Source organism: Larkinella fluvii, from assembly GCF_051857545.1.
Lineage (GTDB): Bacteria > Bacteroidota > Bacteroidia > Cytophagales > Spirosomataceae > Larkinella.
This window is the reverse complement of record NZ_JBPZHB010000008.1, coordinates 169,464-195,446: the sequence shown is the minus strand read 5'-3', so window position 1 is coordinate 195,446 and position 25,983 is coordinate 169,464. Positions and strand designations below refer to the sequence as shown.

15 protein-coding genes are annotated in these 25,983 nt (G+C 53.1%); 1 reads left to right on the top strand and 14 read right to left on the bottom strand.

The features are described from left to right. Positions 1 to 10 precede the first annotated feature (10 nt). The 14 genes from ACS5NO_RS21940 to ACS5NO_RS21875 all read right to left on the bottom strand — a co-directional run bounded on the left by ACS5NO_RS21940 (position 11) and on the right by ACS5NO_RS21875 (position 25,011). The gene (locus tag ACS5NO_RS21940) at positions 11 to 1,501 is read right to left on the bottom strand and encodes a sugar ABC transporter ATP-binding protein (protein WP_439417122.1); all 1,491 of its coding nucleotides are present in this window, start codon (positions 1,499 to 1,501) and stop codon (positions 11 to 13) included. 435 nt (positions 1,502 to 1,936) lie between these two features. Next, on the bottom strand, positions 1,937 to 3,100 hold the full coding sequence (locus ACS5NO_RS21935; RefSeq protein ID WP_421826736.1) for a Gfo/Idh/MocA family protein: 1,164 nt from the start codon (positions 3,098 to 3,100) through the stop codon (positions 1,937 to 1,939). 124 nt (positions 3,101 to 3,224) lie between these two features. Beyond that, on the bottom strand, positions 3,225 to 4,256 hold the full coding sequence (locus ACS5NO_RS21930) for a sugar phosphate isomerase/epimerase family protein (protein WP_114407370.1): 1,032 nt from the start codon (positions 4,254 to 4,256) through the stop codon (positions 3,225 to 3,227). A gap of 134 nt (positions 4,257 to 4,390) precedes the next feature. Further along, on the bottom strand, positions 4,391 to 5,614 hold the full coding sequence (locus ACS5NO_RS21925) for a class I mannose-6-phosphate isomerase (RefSeq protein ID WP_439417121.1): 1,224 nt from the start codon (positions 5,612 to 5,614) through the stop codon (positions 4,391 to 4,393). A gap of 29 nt (positions 5,615 to 5,643) precedes the next feature. Then, positions 5,644 to 6,699 carry an aldose 1-epimerase family protein gene (locus ACS5NO_RS21920; RefSeq protein WP_439417120.1) on the bottom strand — a complete coding sequence of 352 codons (1,056 nt, stop codon included), beginning with the start codon at positions 6,697 to 6,699 and terminating at the stop codon, positions 5,644 to 5,646. A gap of 110 nt (positions 6,700 to 6,809) precedes the next feature. Next, positions 6,810 to 7,598: a 3-keto-disaccharide hydrolase gene (locus ACS5NO_RS21915; RefSeq protein WP_439417119.1), complete on the bottom strand. Its 789-nt coding sequence runs from the start codon at positions 7,596 to 7,598 to the stop codon at positions 6,810 to 6,812. 76 nt (positions 7,599 to 7,674) lie between these two features. After that, on the bottom strand, positions 7,675 to 10,368 hold the full coding sequence (locus ACS5NO_RS21910; protein WP_439417118.1) for a c-type cytochrome: 2,694 nt from the start codon (positions 10,366 to 10,368) through the stop codon (positions 7,675 to 7,677). 410 nt (positions 10,369 to 10,778) lie between these two features. Beyond that, positions 10,779 to 12,287: a RagB/SusD family nutrient uptake outer membrane protein gene (locus ACS5NO_RS21905; RefSeq protein ID WP_439417117.1), complete on the bottom strand. Its 1,509-nt coding sequence runs from the start codon at positions 12,285 to 12,287 to the stop codon at positions 10,779 to 10,781. A gap of 49 nt (positions 12,288 to 12,336) precedes the next feature. Continuing rightward, complete coding sequence (locus ACS5NO_RS21900; protein WP_439417116.1) at positions 12,337 to 15,546, bottom strand: SusC/RagA family TonB-linked outer membrane protein; 3,210 nt, start codon at positions 15,544 to 15,546, stop codon at positions 12,337 to 12,339. 393 nt (positions 15,547 to 15,939) lie between these two features. Continuing rightward, positions 15,940 to 17,373 (bottom strand): DUF1501 domain-containing protein, encoded by a 1,434-nt coding sequence (locus ACS5NO_RS21895; protein WP_439417115.1) that lies wholly within the window; start codon positions 17,371 to 17,373, stop codon positions 15,940 to 15,942. 55 nt (positions 17,374 to 17,428) lie between these two features. Continuing rightward, entirely contained in the window at positions 17,429 to 19,789 is a 2,361-nt protein-coding gene (locus ACS5NO_RS21890) for a DUF1549 domain-containing protein (protein ID WP_439417114.1), read from the bottom strand. Between the two features lie 124 nt (positions 19,790 to 19,913). Further along, positions 19,914 to 21,407 (bottom strand): RagB/SusD family nutrient uptake outer membrane protein, encoded by a 1,494-nt coding sequence (locus ACS5NO_RS21885; RefSeq protein WP_439417113.1) that lies wholly within the window; start codon positions 21,405 to 21,407, stop codon positions 19,914 to 19,916. A gap of 11 nt (positions 21,408 to 21,418) precedes the next feature. Beyond that, positions 21,419 to 24,472: a SusC/RagA family TonB-linked outer membrane protein gene (locus ACS5NO_RS21880; RefSeq protein ID WP_439417351.1), complete on the bottom strand. Its 3,054-nt coding sequence runs from the start codon at positions 24,470 to 24,472 to the stop codon at positions 21,419 to 21,421. Between the two features lie 287 nt (positions 24,473 to 24,759). Next, positions 24,760 to 25,011, bottom strand: coding sequence for a hypothetical protein (locus tag ACS5NO_RS21875; RefSeq protein WP_439417112.1), 252 nt, complete (start codon positions 25,009 to 25,011; stop codon positions 24,760 to 24,762). A 373-nt stretch (positions 25,012 to 25,384) separates the two neighbouring features. Here ACS5NO_RS21875 and ACS5NO_RS21870 point away from each other — a divergent pair, with 373 nt between their 5' ends. Next, entirely contained in the window at positions 25,385 to 25,942 is a 558-nt protein-coding gene (locus tag ACS5NO_RS21870) for an RNA polymerase sigma-70 factor (RefSeq protein ID WP_439417111.1), read from the top strand. The last annotated feature ends 41 nt before the right edge of the window (positions 25,943 to 25,983 follow it).

Below are 25,983 nucleotides of genomic sequence, written 5' to 3'. Positions count from 1 at the left end.
GCGTAATGATTCAATGCACGGCGTACTGCAGGATGGTCTCCTGCGTCGCTTCTGCCTTGGTCAGTAAAGCGGTTTGTTTTCCTTTCGACAGCACCAGAATCCGGTCACTCAGGCCCAGAATTTCGGGCAATTCGGACGAAATCATGATCACGGCAATGCCATCGGAAACCAGCCGATTAATCAATTTATAAATTTCAAACTTGGCCCCCACGTCAATTCCGCGTGTCGGTTCATCCAGAATAACCAGGTCCGGTGACGCCAGCAATACCTTTCCAATCACAACTTTCTGCTGGTTTCCACCACTCAGAAATGTCACTTTCTGATCCGCCCCGGCGGTTTTGATCCGCAGGTCGGCGATCATTTGGGCCGCCGTTTCCGTCTCGCTTTTGTCCTGAATAAACAGGCCTTTGGCGTGGTTCGGCAGACTCGCCAGCGTCATGTTGTGCTTTACCGACATGCCGGGAATAAACCCCAGTTTTTTCCGATCTTCGCTAACATACCCAATGCCGGATCGAATGGCATCCTGTGGAGTCTTGATAATAAGTTGATTTCCTTTCAAATATACTTCACCACTGTCAACGGGGTCCAGGCCAAAAATGGCACGGGCAATTTCGGTGCGGCCCGCGCCCATCAAACCGGCGATACCCAGCACTTCCCCGGCGTGAACCGCAAACGTAATATTAGAAAATTTTCCGGCCCGGCTGAGGTTTTTAACTGACAGAATTTCAGTGCCTTTCTGCGCAACCGAATCCGGAAACAGGCTGTCAATTTCCCGGCCCACCATCAGCTTGATCAGCGTTGGCGTGTCCAGCTCGGCGGCCGGTTTGGTGTCGATGTAGTTGCCATCCCGCAAGACCGTTATGGTGTCGGAGATTTCAAATATTTCGTCCATTTTGTGGGAAATGTAAATGATGGCGACGCCTTTTTTCTTCAAATCCCGGATGATGCCGAAGAGGGTAGCCACTTCTTTGTCGGACAGCGCGGAGGTCGGCTCGTCCATGATAATCACTTTGGCGTCGTTGGAAATGGCTTTGGCGATTTCCACCATTTGCATTTCGGCCACACTAAGGTATTTCATGGGGATTGTGGGCGAAATCGTGACGCCCATTTGCTCCAGCAGAACACCGGCTTTTTGATTCAGTTTTTTTTCGTCGATCCAGCTAAAGAAGCCCCGGTTCGATTCCCGCCCCAGAAAGATGTTCTGGGCAACGGTCAGTTCCGGAACGATCAGAATTTCCTGGTGAATCATGGAGATTCCCTTTTTCAGAACCTCGTTCACATCGCTGGCTTTCAAGTTGCTACCTTCGAAGATGATTTCCCCGGAATCGGGCGTGTGAAGCCCAATTAGAATCTTCATGAAGGTGGATTTTCCGGCTCCATTTTCGCCCATCAACGCATGAACCTCGCCTTTCCGCAGGTTCAACTGCACCTGGTCCAGCGCTTTGACGCCCGAAAAGGTTTTGGTCAATCCGCGTACGGTAAGGATAAAATTTGGATTCATGAGTGTATATTAACCCACGGTTTTAACCGTGGGACACGGGGAATAAGTATTGACTAAACCAAAACCGTTTTAACGGTTTCCGTACGAACCCGGAAAACCGTTAAAACGGTTTTGACAAATGAGGTAATAATCCAGGTCCCCCGGTTAAAACCGGAAGCTACAAGATGATTCATCCCTCCGGGATTTGAGGTCTACCTTGTCCATGCCATCCCGGTTAAAACCGGAGGCTACAAGATGATTCATCCCTCCGGGATTTGAGGTCTAACCTTGTTCATGCAATCCCGGTTAAAACCGGAGGCTACAAGATGATCTATTCCTCCGGGATTATCAAATTTACAATCCCGGAGGGATGAATCATCTTGTAGCGGTGGGTTTTAACCCGCCGAAAAAAGCAGGGATCGAATGTGACAAGTCCCGTAGGGATGATCCATCGAATTATTTCTCCGTCCATTCGACGCCCGTATCCTGCCAGCTTCGCGATTTGGCGGAGTTGATTACCGCTTCGCACACTTTCTGGGTTTCCAGCGCGTCTTTGAATGTGGGTGAACAAGGCTCACCGGTTTCGAGACTTTTCAGGAAATCGGCCACCTGGTGCACAAAACCGTGTTCGTAGCCAATGCCCAGACCCGGCACCCACCACTTGTCCATGTACGGTTGATCGCCGTCCGTGACGTGGATGGAACGCCAGCCACGCACAATTGACTCGTCGGAGTGATCGAAATATTCCAGGCGGTTCAGGTCATGCAGATCCCAGCGGATCGACGCATGTTCGCCGTTGATCTCAAGCGTATACAGCGCCTTATGACCACGGGCATAGCGGGTCGATTCAAACAAACCCAGCGAACCGTTTTCAAAGTGGCAGTGAAAAATACAGGCGTCGTCGATGCCGACCGGTTGTACTTTCCCGGTCAGGGCGTGCATCCGTTCTTTCACAAACGTCTCGGTCACCGCCGACACATCCGTGATGCCGCCGTTGATCCACATCGCCGTGTCGATGCAGTGGGCCAGCAAATCACCCGTTACGCCCGAACCGGCGGCTTCCAGGTCCATGCGCCAAGTGCCGGTGCCGCCCTGCGGAACGTCGGCATTGATGGTCCAGTCCTGCAAAAAGTTGGCGCGGTAGTGGAAAATCCGACCCAGTTTCCCGGAAGCCACGATCTGTTTCGCCAGTGAAACCGCCGGCAAACGACGATAGTTGTACCAAACCGTGTTGGCAACCCCGGCTTTGTCAACGGCTTCCACCATCTGTTCGCCTTCGGCCAGATTGCGGGAGAGCGGTTTTTCGCAGAGAATCATTTTACCTGCCGCAGCCGCAGCAATGGCAATTTCGGCGTGGGTGTCGTTCGGTGTACAGATGTCCACCGCGTCGATGTCATCCCGGGCGATCAGGGCTTTCCAGTCCGTTTCGATGGATTCGTAGCCCCACTGATCGGCAAAAGCCTGCACTTTTTCGGCGTTGCGCGAGCAAACCGCCTTCAAAACCGGGGTGTATTCCAGTTCAGGGAAAAAATTGGGTACGCGATTATATCCGTTGGAGTGTGTCCGGCCCATGAAACCGGTCCCGATCAATCCAATTCTGAGTTCTTTTTTCGTTGCCATTCGTTCAGTTTATGGTTTTAGAGTTTGTCGTTTACGGTTTTCAGTTTACGGTTTTCGGTTGGCTGACGCATTCTGTTAAAGCTGGCGTCAGCCAACCGAAAACCGTAAACTGAAAACCGTAACCCTATTCTGACCAGCCGTGCTGATTACGGACTTTAATCAAAGCCGCGAGGATGTCGTTCCAGGTCTGTTGTTTATACATGACCTCGTTCGGGAACATACAGCCATCCCAGCAGATGTGTTTGAAGGCTTTGGTCAGTTCGCCGGTATCGTCGCGCAGCCAATAGCCTGCGTCGTGGGCGATGTCGAGTTTGCCGTTGGGGTCGGTAGCCAGACAATGGCGACCGGTTTTGTCATGCGAGCCGGTTCCGTGAACGGTTCCGTCGTTTTGCGCAACGTGGAAGTCGATGGTCCAGGGGCGCAGGGCGTTGGTCAGTTTTTTCAGACCTTCTTCCAGTGTTGCCCGGTCGCTCCACTCAAAATCGGCGGGTAAAATCCGGTCCTGTGGGCTGTTGTAGCCTAACAGATACAGGAAGGTATGGGACATATCGGCCTGAAAGCCCATGTTCGGCCGGTCGACGGCTTCGAGCGTGTCAAGCATCGCCCGCCAGCTGTGCATACCACCCCAGCAGATTTCGCCTTCAGCCGCCAGTTTTTCGCCGTATTCGGCCGCCACATCGCAGGCTTCCCGGAAGGTTTCAGCGATGATTTTGGTGTTTCCAACCGGATCAGCCGCCCAGGCTTCGGGCGAGCTGGCGGAGTCGATCCGAATCACGCCGTAGGGCCGAATGCCAATTTCTTTCAGGTATTGACCGTATTGACAGGCTTTGCGCACCATGTCGACAAAAACGGCGCGGTCTTCTTTCGTCCCCAAAACCGGGCCTCCCCAGATGGGGGCCACCAACGAACCGATCACCAGACCGTGCGCGGCTACTTTATCGGCTAGTTTTTTAGCCCCCTCTTTTGGGTCATTGATATCGATGCTGGGATCGAAAAGACCGACATCGACGCCGTCGAACTTCACTCCGTCTACTTCCGCAGCCGCTGTCAGTTCCAGCATCGTGTCGATTGGAATCAGGGGTTCAGAATCCGGTCCTTTTCCGACAACACCAGGCCAGGTGGCGTTGTGGAGTTTAGGATAATTATTCGTGCTCATGAAGGGTATATGGTTTAAGGTTTTTATGCGGTTTACGGTTTACGGTTTTCAGTTTACGGTGGCTGACGCATGCTTGCATACGGGTTTTAATTCGTGCGCCAGCCACCGAAAACTGTATACCGAAAACCGAAAACTTATAAAACTAAATCAGGATTCGCCGGGCCGAAGTGTTTCAGCATGACGATGGGGTCGGTGGATGAGGGGTTAACAATCGTAACACCTTCTGTAGCCGCTTTTTCGCTGATGAAAAATTCGTCGTTCGTCAATTGGCCGTAGCGGATCAGGGCCGGGGTTTCGATGTCCCAAACGCCCATTTTGCCGTGTCCCTGCATGACGATGATGCCGTAAGCCGCGCTGTCTTTGATGGTCACGGTCTGGCCCGGCAACACCGTCAGTTCCTTGGCACTGAACGCGTCCGATTTATAGCAAACCCAGACTTCGCGGTAGCCTTCGGCTTCCATTTCGGCGGTATCTTTCACAGGTTTCGGAACCATATACCGGTTGGCCATCATCTGCGGATCGACGTTCAGGTCCCAGTCGATGGCTTCCATCAGTTGGTCGTAGTCGCCGATGCGGTCTTTTGGGGTGCCATTCCAGAGCAGTTCTTCCGGAATGATGGCTTCGTTGACCAGCGACTGGTACATCGCGAAAACGTCCGATGCTTTCTGCGGTTCGTAGGTACACAAACTGCCCGGTGCGTGGAGCAGTCCGGGCGGAACATCCCAGCCCGTTCCCGGTTCGAGCCGGTAGGCCATCGAGTAATTCGTGATTTTATTATCGCCTTTGGTGAAGTTCTGGAGGCATTCCTTGATTTGCTCCTTGCTGGTGCCAGGCGCAATACCGATGAATGTATACGGAAAATCACCGCCGTGGTTGTTCAGTTGTGGGGGGAAGTAATAGGCTTCCGGTTTGCCCAACTGCCCGATCAGCGCAGCCTGCTCGTCGTTGTGGTGGAGGTGGTGGGGGAGTGGCCCCATGTTATCGAAAAACTTGGAATACATCGGCCAGGCACCGTATTCGTTCCACAGCCGGTCGCCGATCAATTCGCCTTTCAGTTCATCGATGGCATCTTTCAGCAAGATCTTCTCTTCGGTGGTTCCATCCGAATACACCACCTGGCTCAAACCTTCGTTTTCACCGGTCAGCGGGCCGTTTTTGGCGGGGGTTGTTGAGGACAGCCAGCGTTCGTCGATGCCACCGCGTTCACCGCCCAGCACGTAATAATCATCGGGATGTAACTTGATCCGGCGTCCGGGTACGCAGAAAGACCGGGGCACCCAGGTCGGAGCCAGCCGCAGAATGCCTTGTCCCTGTTCTAATGCTTTTTGAGCTACACTCACTTTTTCGGTTGTTTCCATGAAAGGGTCACTTTTTAATCTACCTAAACTTATTTTCCTAAAAAACGCGTGATGGAGTCCTGTTCGGTCAAAATGGACAGTTCGACTTCATACTGGCGGCTTTCGCCCGGTGCCAGAAAGATCAATTCGTTCAATTCCCGGGCTTTGGCCTGTCCCATGGGCGCGTGGGTTCCCGGTTCGATGCCCGTTACGTATTCACCCGCACCCCAGTGTTGCCAGTTGGTCAGCCAGGGCAATTGCGCTTTCTGAAACCGCATCGACAAGGCAAAACCGAGTTGGGTGTTGTAGAGCCCGGCGGTACACCAGCCGTCGGCGTCCGGCGTAGGGTCGATGATGGCAACTTCTTCGCCAAAACCGCTGTGATCGTCCAGCGGGGCCGGGCATTTTTTGAAGTCGTTTCCTGCTACGAAGATTTTGTATTCCTGATCCGGGTGGCGGGGTTGCCACGGCCCCTGCCACACCAGTTCCGTTCCTTCATCGACCAGCGGCCAGCCGAAATTGAAATGGTACAGCAGCATGTGCGGGGCCGGGGTGTTGGCCCGGTTGATCACTTCGTCGTGAATACGGATCGTCGGCTGGCCGAGCGTTCCCGAAATCGTGCGCCGAAGTTCGAGACTGGGGCCGAAAACCCGGGTTTGCCGGATGATACCGGTAATGCTCATGTCCAGCTTCCCCAGGGCGGGGTCGGGCTGAATGATGGAGACGATTTCGGCGGGAATGTTGCTGATTTCACCGTGCAGACCGCGTTCGCCGTAGGCATCCGATTCGGGGCCGCCCACGTGCGTAAGGCCGCAGGTGGTGAGCAGTCCGCCATTGAAGGTTCGGAGCCAGTCGATGCCTTTGTCCGAAAACGGTTGCGGGGGAGTGATCCCGGAATGACTCAGCCAGGCCAGACCATGCTGGTTGTAAAACGCGTCGGCGATGTCCATTGCCCGGTCGATCACCACTTTGTAACGGAGTCCGGTGCCAGTATTGATCCAGGCAATTCGGGTGCCTCGTCCGGCGCCGTTGTCGAGCACGGCGGTTTCGATGCCTCCCCATTGGGCTGGATGAGAAAGTTTTTTATGCCAGTTTGGTGGTGTCAAATCAATTTGTTGTTTACGGTTTACGGTATTCGGTTTACGGTGGGCTGACGCATTTTTAGCATGCGTCAGCCCACCGTAAACCGAATACCGTAAACCGAATACCATAAAATCTACAACTGCTTCAGCATCAGGTTGCGGTATTGCACTTTCATGGGCGGACCGACGTGTACCTGAACGCCCAGGAGGCCTTTGGCGGCTCCGTTGACAGTGTCTTCGTCCGTCACTTCGCTCATCAAAACCCCGTTGACGTAATGCTGCAGCTTATTTCCTTTCACAATCAGGTGAAACGTGTTCCAGTCTTCCTTCTTAATTAAAGTCTTCAAGGAGTCGGAACTACCCAGCGAACCGGTTACGGTCAGGCCATTCCAGGCATTTTTGCTGACGTTGGACCGAATTCCTTCCGGCGTTGCGGGGCCGGTGTACGGCTTGATGGTGGTTTTCTGGCCGCGATAGGCCAGCGTCGTCCGTTTGCGTTCTTCGTAATTCTGGCCGGTGTAGCGGTTGGCACCGTCGATGTCGGCCTGATAGCCCCGGAGGGCAAACGGAATGTCGGTCAGTTGCTCGCTGCGGTAATTGATGCCGGAGTTGCCGCTTTCGGTGATGTTGAACTCGCCTTTCAGTTCAAAGTCCGCCGGTTGGCCACCTTTCCAGATGATGAAGGAGTTGGTTTTCAGAAGGGTGGTCGGCGTGATTTCACCCACCAGATTGCCGTTTTCGGCTTTCCAGTAAACCGGGTCGCCATCCCAGCCTTTCAGGGATTTACCGTCGAATATTTTTACGAAACCCTCTTTCTTTTCTTTCTTCGTTTGCCCTACGCAGCCGGTGGTCAAACCGCTGGTTAGGACGGCTGCCAGGAGAAATCCAACTGGAAGGAATTTATACTTTGCTTTTTTCAACATCGCATTTTTAATTTTTACACTTGAACGAATAATGCCCCTCGATCCTGATGCATCGGGATCGAGGGGCGTTAAGCTGTTACTTATCACCTTTTGCCGCCCCGGTTCCGCCTTTGTAGACGGGATTTTCAGGGTTGCCACCGGCTTTCAGATACGCCATCAAGTCTTTCAGTTCCTCCGGGTTCAAGCTGTTGATCAGACCCGGTAACATGACCGATTCGGTGGAATACTTGGTGGAGGTTACGTCTTTCTTCAGAATTTTCCGGGTCTGATCCGGCGCAAACGGATTCTGCGAAATGGTGTAGCTGGTCTTGTCTTCCGAAAGCTGCCGCCCCAACACCGACTGTCCGTTTTTCAGGTAATAGATCGTGGACGCATACTGATCGGAAACCGCTTTGTTCGGGTTGATGATCGCTTCCAGCATGTCCTTGTTCGAAAACCGGGTGCCGAGTTGCGTCAGATCCGGGCCAATGTCACCGCCCGAACCCTGAATCGAGTGGCAACGGCTGCACAGAACGGCCCCGTAGATTTTTTTGCCTTCTTCGAAATTCCGTCCCGTCAATTCCGTCCCGACAGCCGCAACAGCGTCGTCGAGCTGCCAGCGCCGACCCGGCCCTTTGGGAGCGTAGCCCATTGCCAGATCATTCCCGTTCGTCGTTAACAAATCCGCTCCCGACATTTTGTTGTATTTGTCAAACTGATCTTTGGGAACATGTGCCAGCGCCAGTTTCCGGGCCCGGTCGATAAAGCCTACATAGCTGCGACCGCCCTGGTATTTGAAGGCATTGCCAAACCACGTGAAATACTTGTTCCGCAGTTCAGGGGTCCAGCCGGTTTCCTGGCGGCTCAACATGACGGCGTAATAGGTCTGTTGCAGCGGTGGTACCTTTTCCAGCATTTTGGCAATATCCAGTCCGTACTGGGGGTTGCGTAGAATGAGGTCCGAAGAGGCCGTCGCAGGGGTCAGATTGAGATCGGCCATACCCGGCTCGTCTTTTTTGTCCATCAACGCCAAGGTTTTGGCAACTACGCCCGGCGCTTCCAGGTAGATCAGTACCTTACTCAAACCCCGGTTCATTAACGCGGTTTTGGCCGGATAATGAGGATTTAGGTACGCAATAACTTTGGCTTTGTCGGCGTCGGTCGGCGCACCCATCCGCAGGAAAATCAATTCAAATGCCCGCAGAACGTCAAATTGTTGCGACTCCGGAAGTTGAGCGAAGTTAATTTTCAACAAGGTATTGATGGCTCCGCTTTTGGCGGATTCACTGCCTTGCCGCGCCAGAGCGACAATCGCCTGCGTGGCACGTTGCGGATTCGTTTCGCTGAGGGCTTTTTCCTGCCATTGGGCTACGGGCTGGTGTTCAACCGCAATCCGGGCCGCATAGCGAACAAACCGGTCCGGGTGGCTCAGGTGGGGCCAGGCGGCTGCCAGTGCTGCGGGGTTGGGCTCCAGGTGGTATTGTTCCAGACTGGTCCGGAGTTTATGCTCAGCCGTAACGGTTGGTGTGAGCGGGGTGGTCGAAGTGGACTCGGAGCCGTTGTAATAAACCCGGTACAGATCGGACTCCAGCCGGCGACCGCCCACCAGAAAATACATGGCACCATCGGGGCCAATCGAACCATCCGTGAGCGGAAGTGGTGAGCCCGAGATAAATTCTTCCCGTTCGCCCTCGTAGGTTGCTCCTTTCGGTTTCAGATGAATGGAATAGATGATTCCGAAACTCCAGTCGAACGCGTACAGGGACTGGCGGTATTTTTGCGGAAACTTCGCATTCGCTCCGTAGAATACGTTGGTCGGCGAACCCTGACCAATGTTCAGCAAGGGCGGTAAGTTGTCCGGATTGCCGGGTAACCATTTGCTATTCCCGGTACGCCAGCCAAATTCGGCCCCACTGGAAACGTGGCAAATCCGGGTCGGGCGGTACCAGGGCGTGCCAAAATCCCACTCCATGTCCGAATCGTAGGTGAACATATCACCGTTTTCGTTAAATGCCACATCGAACTCGTTCCGGAAACCGGCTCCGAGCAGTTCCCATCGCTTGCCTTCGGGGTCGGTTGTGGCGACCCAGCCGCCGGGGGCCATTCGGTCGTTGGCGTGGCCGCGTGGGTCTTTGATGAGCGGAAACAGGTTATCCTCTTTCCAGTTGGAAGGAAGCCGGTACGCATCCATCGGGGGGACGTCGGTGTGGTTACCCGCCACCACAATCAGTGATTTTTTATCGGGTGACAACACGATGCTGTGCGGACCGTGTTCGCCTTCCCCTTTCAATTCTCTTAGCAGGGTTACCTTGTCGAATTGATCGTCGTTGTCGGTATCCTGCAAGCGGTATAAACCGCTGGATTTAGGAAACCGGGGGTTCGACCGGTTGTTGACCATGACATAGAGGCTGTTGAACGCATACAGCAGCCCCTGCGCGTAACCCATTCCTAATGTATCCTTGCCAACGCTGAGTTTTTCGACGGTTGGTTTGGTCGAACCGGAACCGATGGCCGGAATTTTGAGCCGGAAAAGTCCACCATATTGATCGGAAGTGATCATACGCCCTTTGTCGTCGAATGTCATCGAAACCCAGGAGCCCTGGTTATTTTCGGAAGGGCTGTACAAATGTTCTGCCTTGAAACCGGGCAGTAGTTTTAGTTTGTCGACCTTCGGACTTTCGGCCCCCTGCCGGTTCGTTTCCGGGTAGTTTAAACCGACCCACGAAGCGCCCACCAGAGCAAGTGCCGAGACCGATAGCATTAACTTGACCGATCTGTACGTAGAAAACATAAGTAATTAGGGTTTATACAGTAAAAAATGCTTGTCGACCCGGACGTCGGGCAAAGCCGTTGAGTTTGAAGACCAGAGTAAAGATTTTAGTCAAGAGAAAAGAGACTTGAATCCAGGACGAGGAAAATGTCTTTATTCTTTGATCTTTATTCTTTTCTCTCGGTTTGAGTTCTGCGAGATGGTTCAATTCTATACGATACTGCTGACTTGATAAAATGGGCCTCGCGGCTCCGGCTTATTTCGGGTTTGGCGTTGAACGTATTCCCCGGTGGCTAAACCGTGGTGTAATAAGGTAAAAGAAAAGCCTTCTTACTGATTGAATAAAAAAGAAAGCACCAACAACATTCAGGTCAAGCGTACTGTGAATTATTCTGCCGGTTTCACTTCTGAAACCGGCAGAATAACCAATCTTAAAAGTGCGGAGTCAAAGCCGCTTCGACGGCCGGAAGGGGATAGTAGTCGTCCAGAACCGTGAAGGCATTTGGCGGAGGAACGGCCCCTTTCGGAAAATAATAATCCAGCGGATTGGCTTTCACCCGGGCACCATGCGCACCGATGATTTCCTTGACCCGGCCCGTCCGGACCAGATCGAACCAGCGTTTGTTTTCAAAAGCCAGTTCGACCCGACGTTCTTTGAAAATGGCTTCCCGCATGGCCGTCTGGTTAGCGGCTGTGGTTGCGGGTAGCCCCGCCCGCGTCCGGATCTGGTTCAGGAAGGGAGCCGCTTCGGCGGTTTTTCCCTGTTCGTTCAATACTTCTGCCATAAACAGGATCACTTCGGCATAGCGGTAAACGGGCCAGTTCTGGCCGGTGTTGTTGTGAACCGAGTGCGTTTTTGCGTATTTTTTAATGTACGGATACACCTTGTTCTCCCGCTGACTCTGGCTCAGGGTAACATAACCGATGGAAAGATCCTTCCGTTTGTCGCCGGTTTCATAAGCCGCGATGAGGTCGGGGGTCGGAATGTTGTTGTTTTCGCCCGAAATCGCCTGCGGATTCGAAGTGCCGGTTATCGGAGCCAACTCGGCGATCGTAATGGGCGCAGGAATAAAGCGGTAAATTTGGTTGCCATTGAAACCCGCAGCCCCTTCCATATACTGCACTTCGAAGATCGACTCCGAATTGTTCTTGTTGGCAGTGGTCGTAGAAACGGTGTTGGCATAGTCTGGAACGAGGGCGTAGCCACCGTTGGCTATAACATCCTTCAGCACGGTTTCGGCTTGTGCCCATTTCTTCTGAACGATGTAGAGGTTGGCCAGAACCGTTTTAGCCGCTCCGGAAGTGGCCCGGCCGGCTTCCTGAGTAGCTTTGTTCGGCAGCAAGCTCCCCGCTTCCGTCGCATCTTTTTCCACCTGGGCGTAGAGCTGGTCAGTCGTAGCAAGGGGCAGGGCGGCTTCTTCGCGGCCCGTAACCGGCGTTAAATGCAGCGGTACTTTTCCGAACAGGCGGGCCAGTTCAAAATACGCGTACGATCTCAGAAACAGCGCCTGTCCTTTCAGATTGCTTTTAACAGCGGCATCGAATTCCACGCCATCGATCAGGGCCAGAATCTGGTTGGTGCGGGCAACGATCTGAAAATAAAGCCGGTAAATCACCAGAACGTTGTCGTTGGCGGTTACTCCATTGGCCGTTGGGATGGCAAAGTCGGCCACGTTTTCGGTATTGTCTACCGCACCAAACAGAATGTTCCGGGCGTAGTAGGTGTTGTCGGAGTGCATTTCTTCCAACACCCAGGCCCGTTCGTTGTTGATTTGCCGCAGCGGCACATAGGCCGCATTGACAGCCTGCTGAAAATCGGCCTGTGATTTGAAGAAGGTGGCCGAACTCAGACTTGTTTCGGGAACGACCGATAGAAAATCGTCCTGGCAGCCCGTCGATAGAAGCCCCAGAAGACCAAAGAGTATGAATGTTTTTTTCATTCCGGTAAAGGAGATAAAGATGGTCGAAAGTTGATCTGAATTTTGTCTTTTAAAAATTCAGGTTAACACCCAGCGTATAGGTACGCGGAACCGGGTAGTTCGAGAGATCGACACCCTGGCTGAGGTTTCCGCCATCGCCGTTGCCATCCCCCTGCGCACTGGTTTCCGGGTTTGGGCCACCCCAGTATTTCGTGAAGACGTACACCTGCTGAACGGAGGCATAGATCCGGGCGGATTTGAAAAACTTATTGACCGCGCCCATGTTGTAGCCCAGTGTGATGTTCTTGATCGTGAAGAACGAGGCATCGGCCAGGAAGTGTGAACTGTTCCAGTCGCGTTCAACTCCGGTGAAGTTACCGCCATTGTTCGTCGCGCCAAACATGCCGTTTCCTTCCGTGATCACGGTCGTAGCCACGCCCTGACCAGCGGCATTTGTTACATTTTTAACCCGGAAACGGTCTTTCACCCCCGCTACCATGTTGAAAACACCGTCCAGATTGGCCGTGCTGTAGAGGTGACGAATCCAAAGCTGATTGCCATACGAGCCGGAGCCAACGATCGCCAGGTCCCAGTTTCCGTAGGTCAGGTTGTTGACAATACCGTAGGTGAATTTCGGGAACGGCGTACCGATGATGGTCCGGTCATCGGCATCACCACCGTAGGTAATGACCCCATCGCCATTGACGTCTTTCATTTTGATGGTCCCGATGGCCGAGCGGCCCGGAATGATCGGCGAATTGGCGAGTTCTTCGGCACTCCGGTAAAATCCTTCTTTTTGCAGTCCATAGAACTGACCGAAGGGTTGTCCCACCTGCGTGATGTGGAAGGTTCCATAGACCCGGTCGATGCCCGGAGCCAGAGCGACAACCTCATTGCGGTTGAAGGAGATATTGGCATTGGTCGTCCACTTCAGTTTGCCCTCGGTGTTGCGGGTGTTCAGCGCAAATTCATGACCCCAGAATTTAATTTCACCAATGTTGTCAAAGAAGTTCCCGAAGCCGGCTTCCTGCGGAATCTGAACGCTGTACAGCAGGTTGGTGGTGTTCTTCTGATAATAGTCATAGGTAAACTGAATCCGGTCGTTGAATAATCCCAGGTCCAGCCCTAAATCCAACTGCTTGGTGGTTTCCCAGCCCAGATTTGCGTTTGCCAGTGAGGTAACGACGGCACCGGTAGCAACGGTATTGCCAAATACGGCGTTGACGGTGTTGTTGACCAGGGCATACTGGGTGTAGTTACCGATGTTGTTGTTCCCGATCACCCCGTAGCTGGCCCGCAGTTTGGCAAACGAAATCTGTGGGGTGCTTTTCAGGAAATCTTCATCCGAAATGACCCATCCCGCCGAAACGGATGGGAACGTACCCCAGCGGTTGTTTGCACCGAATCGCGACGAACCATCCCGACGGATCGAAGCCGTAAACAGGTATTTGCCTTTGTAGTTGTAGTTCAACCGCGACAGCAGCGAGGTCAGCGTCCATTCGTTGATCCCGTTTTGGGTGCCGCCCCGGTTGATGTTGAGTGCGCCCTGGATGGTTGGCAGCCGGTCATCCGCGTAGGTGTCGGCCTGAATCCGGGAGAATTCCTGGCGGTAGCGTTGATTGGTAAAACCACCCAGCACCTCGAAGTTATGATCGCCGAACGCCCGCGAATACGTCGCCGTATTTTCGTTCAGCCAGCCGATGTTTTCCAGGCTTTGCCGGATCGAGACCGCCGTGGTCGGAATCGGTACGTTGATGGCGCTGGTGGCTGTCGACGGGTTGAAGAAGAAGAACTTGTTGTTTTCATACTCAATGTTGATGGTCGATTTCAGATTCAACCCTTTGATCGGGCTGTACTGAGCATACGCATTGCTCAGCAACTTGGTCTGCTTGGTTTCGTTGACCAACTCTTCCGCAGCGCGCACCCAGTTCGGGTAGGCAAAGATGTTCCCCGTGCTGCCCGGAAACTGGTTGAACTTGGTCAGTACGCCGTTGGCATCCCGAATGGGCATCACCGGCCAGGTGTGCAGGGCGTTGAACAAAATCCCGGTTCCGCGGTCACCGTCGGTGCGGGGCGTGTTGTCAAAAACGTACTGCGGAGCGATGTTGAACCCGACGCGTACTTTCGGGGAGATGTCGTAATCCGTATTCATCCGCAGCGAATAGCGCAGGTACTTGTTATTCAGAACGACCCCTTCCTGGTTGAAAATCCCACCCACAATGGCGGTTCTGGATTTTTCCGTATTGGACGTAATGGTGAGGTTGTAGCTCTGAACGGGTGCGGTCCGCAGCAAGGCACCGTACCAGTCGTTGTCTTTGCCTTCATATTGCGACGGATTCTGGAATTCAACCGGAACCGCCTGGTTCATGTCTTCGTAGAATTCCTTTTTGAACTGCGCAAATTCAACGGCATTCAGCATTTTGATCCGACCCCGTTCCGGCACCTGCTGCACACCGGCGAAAGCGTTGAAGCTGATGTTGGTCTGGCCGACCTTTCCGCGTTTGGTCGTGATCAGCACCACGCCGTTGGCTGCCCGCGAACCGTATAGCGAAGTCGATGAAGCGTCTTTCAGAACGGAGATATCTTCAATTTCATCCGGGTTGATGGCGCCAATGCTCCCGGTAATAGGGAAGCCGTCGACCACATACAGGGGTTCGCTACCGGCCGAAACCGACAATTGACCCCGAATCCGAACCGACATTCCCTGGCCCGGTTTACCGGTGGCCTGGTTGATCTGAACCCCGGCCAGACGACCCTGCAATTTTTGGGTGATCTGCGAAACCGGAATGTCTTTGAGTTCTTTTGCCGTAACGGTTTGAACGGCACCGGTTACTTCTTTCTTCAACTGGCTACCGTAACCCACGACGACGACTTCCGACAGCGTCTGGTCATCCGGAACCAGTTTGATCGTCAGGCTGGTCTGGCTTCCAACGGTGATTTCCTGTTTCAGATACCCCACCGAACTGAACACCAGAACGGCTCTTTCGTTGGGTACGGAGATTTTAAACCGCCCTTCGGCATCGGTGGTCGTTCCGGAGCTGGAACCTTTTACCACAACGTTGACACCCGGCAAGCCGGTGCCGGCTTCATCGGTTACCGTACCGGTAACATCGGCCAGAAGAACTTCCCGGTTGATCGTCGACCGGCTTTCCGGGCCATTCTTGTTGCCGTCGGGATTGGCCCAGGCAGGCGAGGTGAATAAGCTGGCAAACAGGCACGGTACCAGGAGCCGTTTTGCATAGCGTTGGGAGTTGCCCAATGAGGTAATGCATTTTTTCATAATAGAGATGTTGGAAGGTTTAGGGATCTCGAAGTCCCAGGGTTCAAAAAATACGTTTGTCTGGCATCGGTCCGGTCGCTGAAACCAATGCGATTCCGGATCATGGGTTTTCTAACGGGTTTAAGACATGGTAGTAAGTGGTTGAATGTACATTTCAGGTTATAAGGATGGTCTTGGCAAAGCGTGATTAAATCACGCGGAAAAATCACTATCATCCAATTAATTGAATGAGCAAATTGCAAGTATTTATAAAATTAGTTCAATTAACAAAAAGACAGGCCAATGACTATCCTTTACTCTACTGTTTTGAGTAAAAAAGCCTGTTTTTTTAGCTGAAGGGATTTTTTACGCGAATCCCGAAGGCTCAGGATTCGCGTAAAAGAACGCCGTGTATCAGGTGAGTAACTCCATGACGGCTTTCCCTTTTCCGTCAGGGGTGGTGTAGAACGGTCGTTTTTCGATTTCGTACTGGGTGTCCGGTGCAATGCCCAGGGCGTGGTAGATGGTCTGGTGAATGCCATCAATTTTGACCGGATTCTCGATGCTTTTGCAGGGCCGTTCGTCGGCGGTTTTTCCGTATACAAACCCTTTTTTGATACCGCCACCGAACATGAGCACGGAGGCTCCGTCGGTAAAGTGGCGGTGCATTCCGTAGAATTTCATGTCGGAGAGAATATCCGGCTGGTTGACCTGCTCCTTCACTTTTTCGCCGGGGCGGCCTTCCACCATCATGTCGCGGCTGAACTCGCTGGCCAGAATTACCATCGTCCGGTCCAGATGCCCGGTTTTGTCCAGATCCTTGATGAGTTGAGCAATGGGACCATCGATCAACTTTTTCATATCGGCCATCCGGGTGTGGCCGTTTTCGTGCGTATCGAATCCTTTAAACGGTTCGTATTCAGTGGTTACGCTGATAAACCGGGCGCCTTGTTCCGTCAGCCGACGCGCCAGCAGACACCCCAGCCCAAACTTGCCGGTGTTGTAAATGTCATAACTTTCCTTCGGCTCGGTGCTGAGGTCGAACGCCTTGGCTTCCGGCGAATTCAGCAGCATATACGCTTGTTCCATCGACCTTTTGAGCGATTCTTTCTGGTAATCGCTGCCAAACTCCCCAATCGGACTGTTGCTCACCAGGTCGTTGTAAAGCTGGTTGCGACGCTCGAACCGGCTGGCGTTCATGCCCACCGGTGGCCGGACGCTTTCCAGACCCTGGCTGGGGTCGGGAATGAAGAAGGGACCGAACTCATTCCCCAGAAAACCGGCGGTATGAAACGCCTTCAGTTCTTCCGCTTCGCCCACCGTAAACCGCTGGCCGATGTCGATGAAGGCGGGAATTACCGGGTTTTTAGGTCCCAGTTCCTTGGCAATCCAGGAGCCGATGTGCGGAGCCGCCACCGTTTGGGGTGGTTCGTAGCAGGTGTGCCAGTGGTACTGGTGACGCGAGTGCAGAATGTGTCCCAGGTCGGCCGAGACATACGAGCGAATCAGCGTCCCTTTGTCCATCACCTTGCCGATGGATTGAAGTCCTTCCGAGAAATGAATGCCGTCCAAAACCGTAGGAACCGATTTGAACGTACTCAGGACCCGGTTGCCCTCCATGTCTTTTTCGTAAGGCGTATACCGCTTCGGGTCGAACGTTTCGGTATGGGCCATGCCACCGGCCATCCAAAGCAGGATAACCGTGTCGGCGGTTCCGTCGGTCTGGCCGATTTTCTTGGTTTTACAGCCTGACAGGAGGCTTGCCATGGGAGCGCCTGCCGCCAGTGCCGCCATTGTAGCGGCACTGGCGCGTTGCAGAAATTCCCGTCTGTTCCAACTGTTCTTCATGGTGTTCTATTTTAAAACCTGTTAGGTCTCCAAGACCTAACAGATTTCGTGGGTTTTAATTGATCAACTGAAATTCAGGGTGTAAGCTAATGGCCCAGACCAAATCCTGGATGCCTTCGATACTCGGGGTTTTACCCACAATTTTTTCGGCAACCGCCAGTTCCTTCGGTTGTGGTTCGCGCCCCAGAGCGTTTCGGTAAAGTTCTTTAACGATTAGGTCCGACGACGGATATTTGGCTTTCCAGATCTGCGCGCCTTTTTTCAGCGCGTCGTTGAACTTGGCCCCGTTGGTCAACTCCAGTGCCTGCAACAGGTTGGCCTGCGAGGTTCGGCTGGTGCTGACGGTTTCGCGGTTGGGCCGTCCCAAAGCCGTCAGGAAAGGGTCGTTCTTCACCAGAGACGCCCGCGGGAAGGGAATTTCCTGCTTGATGGTTTCCGGCAAAAGCTTGGTAGCCAGGGAAGAATCCCCGTAAACCGGGTTGAAGGCAATGCTGACGGCGTCGGCAAACTGCTCGGCCGACAGCCGACGGCGCACCATGCCTTCGAATACGAAGGTCGGCGCGGTGAGCAGGGCCGGATCTTTCACGCTGATGGATGGCAACTGGTAGGTTTTCGAGGTCAGAATGGTGGTCATCAACCGCTTGATGTCGTAGTTGCTGGCCGCAAAATCAGACGCCAGCCAGTCCAGCAAATCCTGACTCCAGGGTTCGTTGTCCATCATATCGACCGGCTCGACCAGACCACGGCCCATCAACTGCGCCCAAATCCGGTTCACGAGTGTCCGGTAGAGCCGACCGTCTTTCGGTTGCACCATAAACTCGGCCAGTTCGCGGAGCCGCTGTTCGGTGGGGGCTTTTCCGTTGATGGTTCCCAGTTCCTTGAACAAAATGCCCGTGCCGGCCATTTTGCCCGTCGGTTTGTCGCAGCGGTGAATTTCCAGTGTTGTATCGGAGAACACGTTGGCGAAGGCATAGGCGTCGGCCAGTTTCCAGTCGCTGATGAAACTGTCGTGGCACGAAGCGCACTTCAGGTTCAGGCCCAGCAACACCTGCGACACGTTCTGGGCCGCCTGCATTTCAGTACTCTGGCTCGAGTTGATCGTTCCGCGCCACTTGATGCCCTTGATAAAGCCGGCCGATTCTTCGGTCGGGCTGATCAGCTCGCGCACAAACTGGTTGTACGGTTTATTCGTTTTGAGGGAACTGTAGAGCCACTTCGTAATGTCGAAGCGTCCTTTGGTGATGTAACCGGTTCCGGAGTAGTCATTGCGCAGCGCATCATTCCAGAACGTGAGCCAGTGCTGGGCATAGTCTTCGTTGCGGTTCAGCAGTTCGGTCACCAGAATTTCCCGCTTGTTCGGGCGGGTATCCGCCGTGAAGGAGGCAATTTTGTCGGGCGTTGGCAGCAATCCCACTACGTCCAGATATACCCGGCGCAGGTAGGTGCGGTCGTCGACAACGGTTTTCCAGGCCACTTTATTCTTCTGGAAATAGACGTTGACAAACCGGTCGACCGGGTTGGTCAGATCGCCGGTAACGGCCGGAATCGCGGGCATGCGGGGTTCCAGAGCGGCCACGCGGTAAATGCTTTTTTCGGCACCGCTGGGCCAGGGGGCACCTTGTTTGATCCAGAATTCGAGGATCGCTATTTCTTTGTCCGTCAGTCGCTTGCCTTTGGTGGGCATGGCGTCATCGTGACCCGCCGGGAGCTTGACCCGCCGGATCATGTCGCTCTCTTCGGGGTGGCCGGCCTTCAGAATAACGCCGTTTTCGCCCCCTTTGAAGAGCAATTCTTTCTTATCCAGCCGCAGTTCTCCTTTGGTTTTGGTCGCACTGTGGCAACTGTAGCAATTGTGGGCAAGAATCGACCGGACTTCCAGGTTCAGGTCCTCGATCTGCTTGTCGGTTAGCGGTTGATTGGTATTGCTGATGAAGGCCAGATTCGGATCCGTCGTCGAGGGGGCTTTCGCGTCCTTGCCGAAGGGCAAAACGCTGGTCAAATAATCTTCGCCGTGGGTCAGCAAAGCGCCGTAATGGCCGGCAATGCTGACGCCGAAAACCGTTAGAAACAGCAGGCTCCGGTACAACGCCAGTCGGCCCGAACGGAGTGCGAAACCGGTGACAAGTGCCAGGGCCATGGTGGTAAGCCCCGACCACTGGTGGATGGTGACGGTGTCTCCGCCGTATTCTTCCTGGTTGATCAAAATGAGCCCAAAGACCGCGGCCACTACCGAACTGATGGCACCGATCCACACCAGGGCCGTAATACCGGACCGCATATCGTTGGACTTGCGGGACCAGCCAATGATTTCCAGCAACAGAGCCACGCAGAGCAAACCGACCGGAAAGTGGACGATCAGCGGATGCAGACGACCCAGAAACTGCCAAAGCCAAAAGGATTCTGTCAAAATGGTCACTTTGTAATAGGGATTAGTTGAGGGTTGTATAGGAAATGCACCTTACTGCACGGATCAATCCTACTTTAACAGTATTCCGTCCAATAAGGTGCATTTTTTACGATTAACTATCCTGCACTTTCCTTTAGTACCCCGGATTTTGAGTCAGTTTGCTGCTGATCAGAATCTGTGGGGCCGGAATCGGGAGGTAATACTCGTTGTCGGCAAACACATAATCCAGCGCGTTGAACGCAATACCACCCCGGTCGACAGTCGGTTTTGCTTTTTCTTTCGCACCATAGGCGTTCATGAAAGCGGTCAGTTCGGCGGGCGTTTTCGTTCTCCGCAAATCGAACCAGCGGTGGTTTTCAAACGCCAGTTCCACCCGGCGCTCTTTCATGATCGCATCGCGGAGGGCTACTTTATCCAGACCCGTTTTGGCCGCCAGACCCGCCCGTTTGCGCACCTGATTCAGGTAATCGAACGCTTCTGCCGAAGGTCCGGTGGCTTCGTTGATCGACTCGGCCAGCATCAGCAGCACGTCGGCATACCGCAACACCGGCCAGTTGTTGTCCGTCCGGCCCGTAATCGTGTGGGGATGCGTAAACTTGATGACGTACGGGATGGCGAATTCCTTGCCACCCAGCGTATAGCTGGTTTTTAGCGAAACATCTTTGCGCAAGTCGCCGGTTTCGTAGGCCGCGATCATGTCGTTGGTCGGAATGTTCCGACCCGCGGGGGGCGTATTGGCAAAACCGGTTACGGCACCTGCCGACAGCCGGGGTGCAAAGACATAGGCAAAGTTGCTCCACTCGCCGAGGTCATTACCGCCCTGGTACTGAATCTCGAAAATGGATTCGGGGCCGTTTTTTCTGGCCGGATTGAAATTGTCGGCATACAGCGGATTTAACGTGTAACCGGTCACCTGTTTCAGCGTCGTGACAGCATCGGCGTATTTCTTTTGGGTCAGATACGATTTGCCCAACAGACTCAGCGCAGCCCCTTTCGTGACCCGGCCCAGTTGAGCCGCCGGATAGGTAGCCGGTAGAACGGCAACGGCTTCTTTCAGGTCTTTTTCAATCTGCGCCCAGACTTCAGCCTGTGGAGAACGCGTCAGGTCAAAGGCCGCATCCGGGTTGGCCAGTGTCTGGGTGACCAGCACGACATCGCCAAAATACTGCACCAGATTGAAGTAGCCGTAGGCTCTGATAAACTTCAACTGGCCTTCGATGGGGGCTTTGATGGCAGCATCGACCGTGCTTCCCGCAATTTTCTCCAGCGCATAGTTGATGTTGTACATCATGGAATAGTACTGGTTCCAGAGGTTGGAAATTTCACCATTTCCCTGATTGACGGTCGAAAACTCGAAGGCTTCCCAACCAGCCGCCCCCCCGCGATCGAGCGGGTTGAAGTCGAGGGTGGTGTTGTCCGACGGAAATTCCTGAAAGATGTAGGCCGTATTAGTAATGCCCTGCAACTGACCGTAGACACCATTCAGGGCCTGCAACAACTGCGTTTCGTCTTTGTAAAAAAGGTCGGCACCAATCCGGGTGGGATCGGTCGTTACCAGCATATCATCCGAGCACGAAAACTGGGCTATGCTAAGCAGAATTGTACCTATAACCGTTATTTTTTTCATGTCTGTGTCAATTAAAAGTTCAGTTTGAGACCAGCGGCAAACGTTCTCGGAATCGGATACGACTCATCGTCGTTGTTGAGTTCGGTTCCACCCCGAACACCGGCATCCGGGTTGTTTCCGGGGTATTTGGTAAACAGGAACAGGTTGTTCGCCGTCACGAAAATCCGGGCATCGCTCAGCACCGATTTGACTTTGGGCAGAGTATAACCCAGCGTGACGGTTTTCAGCCAGACATAGCTGCCGTCATACACATACCGTTCGCTGCTCTCCCGCGACCATTTGAAGTAACTGGTACCACCTTGCGAGTTTTTCGCGTTCGGGTTGGAACCCGGATTTTCGGGTGACCGCCAGCGGTCTTTCGCTTTATCGAGCACGTTGAAAACGCCGTCCATGTTCATGGTCGAAGCCTCGATATTCCGATACACATCGAAGTCGTGGGCACCCACAAAGAGAACGTTCACGTCAAACCGTTTGTAGTCGGCGGCCACGGTCCAGGCCCAGTTGAAGGCCGGATTCGGGTTGCCGATTTCCACCATGTCCTGGGTGTCGTAAGAAATCACGCCGTCGCCGGTGGCATCGAAGAACTTCATGGCACCCGGAATGGCACCATCCTGTTTCGGAGCGGCATCGATTTCAGCCTGGGTGTTGAAAATGCCCAACTTCCGGTAACCATAGATCATCCCGATGGGGCGACCCACTTTCTGAACGTTGTAGCCACCGTAGAAACCACCATACCAGAGCATGTCGTTCGCGCCTTTGATTTCCAGGATTTTGCTGCGGTTGAAGGTGATGTTGGCATTGGTCCGGAAATTAACCGCCCCGATGTTGGTCCGGAAATCAGCCCCGATTTCAACCCCTTTGTTCTGTACTTTCCCGATGTTGGCCAAACTGGTGGTAAAACCGGATACGGCCGGAATCGAAATCGGCAGCAGCATGTCGTTGGTAATCTTCTTGTAGTATTCGAGATTCAACGTCAGCTTGTTATTAAACAGGGCCAGGTCCATCCCGATATCCAACTGGTTCGATTTTTCCCACTTCAGTTCGGAGTTGGCAAACGAACTTACCACTTTACCGGCTGCGAAGGAGTTGCCCAAAATGTAGTTGTTGGCCCCTACGAACGCTAAGCTCGGGTAGTTACCGATGTCGTTGTTTCCCGTCACCCCAAAGCTGGCGCGCAGTTTCAGGTCGGTTAGCCAGTCGTTTTTCGGCATAAACGATTCCTCCGTTACCCGCCAGCCGATCGAAGCGGCCGGGAACGTCCCGTACTTGTTTTTGGCCCCAAACCGGGAGCTTCCTTCCCGGCGGAACGAGGCCGAGAAAAGGTATTTGTCTTTGAACGAGTAGTTTGCCCGGGCCAGTGCGGCCAGGTTGACCCAGCCGAATTCGTACGAATTGGAAGACCGGATGGAGGCCGCTCCTAAATAGGGAACCAGGTCATCGGGGAACGTATTTCCGGTGCCGGAAAACCCGCGCACCCGCTCCTGCTGAGCCGTGTAGCCGACCAGAAAGTCAAGGGAATGCTGATCGCCAATTTGGGGGTTATACGTTAGCAACTGATCCAGCGAGTAGTTGACCAGTTCTTCGGTCGTATTGGTTGAGGTGGCAATCCGCGGAGGGGCGCCAGCCGTACCGGATGCTACGGAAAGACCGATGGTAGACGGAATATATTCCTTGTACGTGTTGTTGTTCAACTTGACGTTAGCCGAGGTTCTGAACTTGAAATTTTTCAGAAACGATACCTCGACAAACGCGTTGGTCAGCAGGTCGGCAATGCTTCTTCTGCGAAGTACGTTTTCCAGCACATACAGCGGGTTCGGAAAGCCAAAAACACCATCGACGCCGTTGCTATACGGTTTTAGACTCCCGTCGGCATTGTAGGGCGTATCCCGCGGGTCCATCAGCAGCGCACCGCCCAGCAAGGCACTCCGGCCATTCGTGTTTGCCTGGTTTTGCCGGGTATAGGTTCCGTTGATGTTCAAACCTACATTGATGAACTTGTTGACCTGTCCGCCCAGGTTGGAGCGCACCGAGATCCGGTCGTAATCCGTATGCTTCACGACGCCATCTTCCTTGTAATAGCCGACCGACAACAGTGCCTTGAGGGGACCCTGACCGGACGAAATCGTCAGGTTGGCATCGGTGTAGGGCGCGTTGTTGTTCAGGATCAGGCCATACCAGTCGGTTGAGTATTTCGTCTGTTCCGGATAGCGGAAACCGATCGGCACCTCTTCCAGTGTTGGCTCCCGTTTCTGCAGGATACGAATCTGATCTTCAAAGATTTCCTTTTTAAACTGGGCAAATTCTACGCCATTCAGCATTTTCACCCGCCGGGAGTCGGGCAGGGTCTGAATCCCGTAATCCAGTGAAAAATTGATATTGGTTTTTCCTTCTTTGGCATTTTTGGTCGTAATCAGAACCACTCCATTCGAGCCCCGAGCTCCGTAAATGGCCGTCGATGCGGCATCTTTCAATACCGAGATGCTTTCAATATCATTGGGGTTCAGGTTCGGTCCAATGTCCGTTCCAACGGCAAATCCGTCGACAACATACAGGGGATTACTGCCCGCACCCAGCGAACCAACCCCCCGTACGCGCACCTCGAAGGTACCGCCGGGTGTTCCGCTTTTCTGCTTCACAACGACCCCGGCGGCCCGGCCCTGCAACATCTGGTTCATGTTGTTGGCCGGCTGTTCGCCGATGTCTTTCATATTGATGACCGATACGGCGGAGGTAATATCCTGTTTCCGCTGCGAACCATACCCCACCACGACCACTTCATCGAGGGAGCGGTCGCCTACGGAAAGTTGCACATCGACCCGGGTCCGGTTGCCGACGGCCACTTCCTGCGACAGATACCCCACAAAGGAGAAAATCAGGGTCGCGTTGTTTTCCGGAACATCCAGACGGTAGCTGCCATCGGCGTTGGTAGAGGTTCCTTTGGTAGAGCCTTTCAGCACGACGCTGACACCCGGCAGACCTTCGCCTTTTTCATCTTTAACGGTGCCGGTAACGGTCCGGTCGAGCGGGATATTTTCATTCGCATACAGACTCGTTACGGCCAGCATCAGCAGGCACAGCAGGAACGAAGCCCGAATGAAAGTACCCGGTATGGGTATGAATTGTAAGCGTTTTTTCATTGCTTTTTTGTTAAGGAAGTAGAACAATGGATACTTTTTTTGCGGTTTACACGCTGCCTGGTTGTGTGGCAGCGGGGTGGTTGCCCAGACGGGCTAACCTCAAATCATGGCGGTGCCGATCAGGATCGGTTCGGCCACTTTCGGGAGCATCGGTAGAGAATTTTACGCATCAGTCTTGGGTTTAGTGAAAAAGATAGGTCCTGGGCAGCGGCACGTTATCCGTCGTGCTGCCACCATTTGAAATGGATTGTGTGATTTTCGGATTCATTTTCCCGCTGAACCCGGTGCTGAATTTTTGTCCATAACCGTTCTTCCAGTTGCTGTCTGGAGAGCTTACCGGTTTTTTCTTCCTGATCCTGATCCAGCAAGCTATACCAGTAGTCCATCATCTGTTTTTCTTCCGATGAGCAGACGCCATCCATGTAGCGCTGGAGCAGTTCCAAAAAGCTTTTGTGATTCGTTTGCATTCTCAGTCACAAATCCGAAATCGTCAGTATAGGGAAAGGAATTGACTATAACGGTACGTCAATCCTGAGAAGATAAACCGCAAATCGTACTGTTAAATAATTAAATATTTATATTATTGTACAGGTAATTTCTAAAAATTCTTTGTTTTGTTATAGGCAAGCATACGCCACGAACGGACATTCAGGGAATGCAGGTGTGGAATAGGATAAATCTAAGAATTGGCTTATTGTGATCTATTTTACGGGTACGTAAACACAGGTAAGTACAGGATAGCGTGTAGGCACAAAATGGGAATCTTAGAATAATAATTTATTCTTTTTGGGGAGTGTTCTCCGCAAAAACGTCAAGGCAGACCCACTATCGCTATCTTCTATGGACTACTCGGTTTTATGTGATGCCGTTTTGGTAAAACTCTTCCAAACTGGGGACGAAGAGGCTTTTCAGGCGATTTACCGCAAGTATTGGCATCCGCTTTTTGCCGTAGCCCGGAAAAAATTGTACTCGCAGGAGAATGCAGAAGAGCTGGTTCAGGATCTTTTTGTGGATTTGTGGGAACGGCGGCAAACCATTCAGATCGATGATCTGAAGAATTATTTATTCGGAGCGGTCAAATATAAAATACTGAATCAGATTAAAGCCGTGTTGATTCGGCAGAAATACGAAAATATCAAGATTGCCAGCCTGTCCGACTACGATTGCCATACCGAAAATTTACTGGCCTACGACGATCTGACCAAGGCTTTGGAGCTGGGCATTGCGCATCTGCCCGATAAAACCCGGCAGATCTTCCGGTTAAATCGAATGGAAAATCACTCCGTTCGTGAAATTTCACTTCAGCTTTGTATTCCGGAACGAACTGTCGAATACCACATCATGCAATCGCTCCGAACGCTCCGGTGTCATTTGAAAGAGTATGTAGGGGCGGTTTAAAGAGTAGATACAACAGGATTCGCAGCCTGATTTTCATGCAA

Coding starts and splice junctions, on each gene's coding strand:
- ACS5NO_RS21925 (WP_439417121.1), bottom strand. CDS start 5,614: ATGGAAACAACCGAAAAAGTGAGTGTAGCTCAAAAAGCATTAGAACAG.
- ACS5NO_RS21935 (WP_421826736.1), bottom strand. CDS start 3,100: ATGGCAACGAAAAAAGAACTCAGAATTGGATTGATCGGGACCGGTTTC.
- ACS5NO_RS21885 (WP_439417113.1), bottom strand. CDS start 21,407: ATGAAAAAAATAACGGTTATAGGTACAATTCTGCTTAGCATAGCCCAG.
- ACS5NO_RS21895 (WP_439417115.1), bottom strand. CDS start 17,373: ATGAAGAACAGTTGGAACAGACGGGAATTTCTGCAACGCGCCAGTGCC.
- ACS5NO_RS21915 (WP_439417119.1), bottom strand. CDS start 7,598: ATGTTGAAAAAAGCAAAGTATAAATTCCTTCCAGTTGGATTTCTCCTG.
- ACS5NO_RS21910 (WP_439417118.1), bottom strand. CDS start 10,368: ATGTTTTCTACGTACAGATCGGTCAAGTTAATGCTATCGGTCTCGGCA.
- ACS5NO_RS21880 (WP_439417351.1), bottom strand. CDS start 24,472: ATGCTGGCCGTAACGAGTCTGTATGCGAATGAAAATATCCCGCTCGAC.
- ACS5NO_RS21875 (WP_439417112.1), bottom strand. CDS start 25,011: ATGCAAACGAATCACAAAAGCTTTTTGGAACTGCTCCAGCGCTACATG.
- ACS5NO_RS21900 (WP_439417116.1), bottom strand. CDS start 15,546: ATGAAAAAATGCATTACCTCATTGGGCAACTCCCAACGCTATGCAAAA.
- ACS5NO_RS21930 (WP_114407370.1), bottom strand. CDS start 4,256: ATGAGCACGAATAATTATCCTAAACTCCACAACGCCACCTGGCCTGGT.
- ACS5NO_RS21870 (WP_439417111.1), top strand. CDS start 25,385: ATGGACTACTCGGTTTTATGTGATGCCGTTTTGGTAAAACTCTTCCAA.
- ACS5NO_RS21905 (WP_439417117.1), bottom strand. CDS start 12,287: ATGAAAAAAACATTCATACTCTTTGGTCTTCTGGGGCTTCTATCGACG.
- ACS5NO_RS21940 (WP_439417122.1), bottom strand. CDS start 1,501: ATGAATCCAAATTTTATCCTTACCGTACGCGGATTGACCAAAACCTTT.